The sequence below is a fragment of the Moorena sp. SIO3I8 genome, from assembly GCF_010692325.1.
Classification (GTDB): Bacteria; Cyanobacteriota; Cyanobacteriia; order Cyanobacteriales; family Coleofasciculaceae; genus Moorena.
In genome coordinates this window covers 1-1,025 of sequence record NZ_JAAHHW010000496.1, presented here as the reverse complement: position 1 = coordinate 1,025, position 1,025 = coordinate 1, and the positions used below count along the sequence as shown (strand labels likewise).

Annotated in this window: 2 protein-coding genes; both read right to left on the bottom strand. The window is 31.6% G+C overall.

Going from position 1 to position 1,025, the window contains the following annotated elements; translation table 11 throughout:
• Window positions 1-469, bottom strand: a 469-nt coding sequence (locus tag F6K51_RS38165) for an AAA family ATPase (protein WP_293031590.1), incomplete at its 3' end; no start/stop codon positions are given.
• Window positions 470-540: 71 nt separating this feature from the next.
• The coding region (locus F6K51_RS38160) for a hypothetical protein (protein ID WP_365940696.1) at window positions 541-1,025 on the bottom strand (485 nt) is incomplete at its 5' end.

Genomic DNA, 1,025 nt, shown 5'->3' with positions numbered 1-1,025 from the left:
CAGCAGAAAGCTGAATCGCTTCTCCTAGTTTTCCTAATTCTACATACTTTTTCCGATCAATAGCATTAGTTGATTTTTCGGGATTATCTGTCTGTTGTTCTTCTTGTTTAGTCTTAATTAGTTTACCTTCTTGGATATCATATAAACGTTGAATATTATCATAGGTATAGAGTAAGTCTTCAGCACGACTAGTGGAACGAATATAACATTCTTTGAGGGGATAACCCAATTCATAAGCAATAGAATAAGCCAGGCGAGTTTTACCACATCCTGGTTCACCTTCTAATAATAAGGGGCGACGCAAATAAAGGGCATCATTGACCGCTTCGGCAAGGTGTTTAGGGGCAATATAGGGTTCTTTTTTGATTGGTACATCTTTAAATATTTGATTATTGTCAGGATCTATTAAGGGTTCATATTGTCGGTCTTCTCCTTGACCATGATATTGTCGTTGACTTAAGGTATTCATCTATAATTATCCTTGTTGATTGAACGATTAATTAGGATTTGTCTAAGCAAAAGCGTTAAAGTTAAACACAATTAGCTGATTGAAGTTCCTCGTTGTAGTTCAGTAATAATTTCTTCAAAAACCCGATAAGTACGAATTAAATTACCTTGATGCAATTGTAATCGATTAAGATATTGATTAATTCTAGCTTCTTGTATGTGTTCTTTAAGATGACCTCGAAACCATTGACAAAATTGATTTATTTTAAACGTTTGGGGGACAGTAAGAGTAATAAATTCATTAATAGCTTGTTGCTTATCAACATTAGCATTAGCAAAAATAATAATCAAACAGCAACTTTTATTAGTTAAATATGGATCACATTTTGTTATTATTTCCTGTAAAAAACTATGTGTAATAAAATCTAACTTGTCTGTGTCTATAGTGTAATTCCAAATTATTAAAACAATATCTAAGGGGTAATTATCATAAAATAAATCAGTTATGTCGTTACATATATTATAAGTTTTTAATTGACTATCTATTGTGGTTTCAATTGTCCCATAAGTGTCCGATA